We start from the raw sequence: 1,110 nt of genomic DNA, 5'->3' as shown, positions 1-1,110 counted from the left end.
ATGTCTTAATATAACACATGTGATTATGTCCCAAATATAAATTTTAGTATACAATAAACCTCATAACTTGAAATGAGGTGGACATACTGAGAAAGGTTGCTTTAAGAATGGATGAAAATAATAAATATTTAGTTATTAAAAAATTGATTGAAACTGATGGAAATAAACAACGTGCAGCTATTATTCTTAACTGTACTACTCGACATATTAACAGAATGATTAAAGGATATAAAGAAAAAGGTAAAGAATATTTTCTTCATGGAAATCGTGGAAGAAAACCTGCTCACGCACTTGATGACAATACTAGAAAAATGATCGTAGATCTATATCGTACTAAATACTTTGATGCCAACATAACTCATTACTCAGAACTACTAAAATCTCGAGAAAACATTAATGTTTCTCCGAGCACTATTCGTGCTGCTCTTCTTGATGAATATATTTTATCGCCGAAGGCAAAGAAAAATACTAAGAAAAAACTTAATAATCATTTGAACCAATTAAAAAGTAAATCAAATTCCAAAAAAGAAATTAAAGCTCTTCAAAGTGCCATTATTGAAATTGAAGCTGCACATCCAAGGCGTCCTAGAAGTACTTATGTAGGAGAAATGCTTCAAATGGATGCCTCTGTACATCTTTGGTTTGGTGATAAGAAAACCCAATTGCATATCGCAGTAGATGATGCCACTGGTGCAATTATGGGTGCTTATTTTGATGCACAAGAAACCTTAAACGGCTATTACAACGTCTTATATCAAATTCTCAACACTTACGGTATACCATACAGCTTTTTCACTGACAGACGTACTGTTTTTGAATACAAGAAAAAAAAATCCCCTTCTACCGAAGAGGATACTTTCACTCAATTTAGTTATGCTTGTAAACAACTTGGTATTGAGCTTAAAACTAGCAGTGTTGCCCAAGCTAAAGGTAGAGTGGAACGAATGTTCCAAACTCTACAATCTCGTCTCACCGTTGAAATGAGACTAGCTGGTATAACAACACTTGAGCAAGCAAATGAATTTTTAAACTCCTACATAAAAAAATTCAATGCTAAATTTGCCTTACCAGTAGATAGTATCAAATCTGTATTTGAAAAGCAACCTAGTT

At 32.9% G+C, this 1,110-nt stretch carries 1 protein-coding gene; it reads left to right on the top strand.

What is annotated here, in order from left to right; all coding sequences use genetic code 11:
• Positions 1–107: 107 nt before the first annotated feature.
• On the top strand, positions 108–1,110 hold a 1,003-nt coding region (locus OW729_RS19345), incomplete at its 3' end, for an ISNCY family transposase (RefSeq protein WP_268063161.1).

The sequence above is a fragment of the Clostridium brassicae genome, from assembly GCF_026738875.1.
Lineage (GTDB): Bacteria > Bacillota > Clostridia > Clostridiales > Clostridiaceae > Clostridium_H > Clostridium_H brassicae.
Note: the sequence above shows the minus strand (reverse complement) of the source record. Positions and strands in the feature narration are given on the sequence as shown.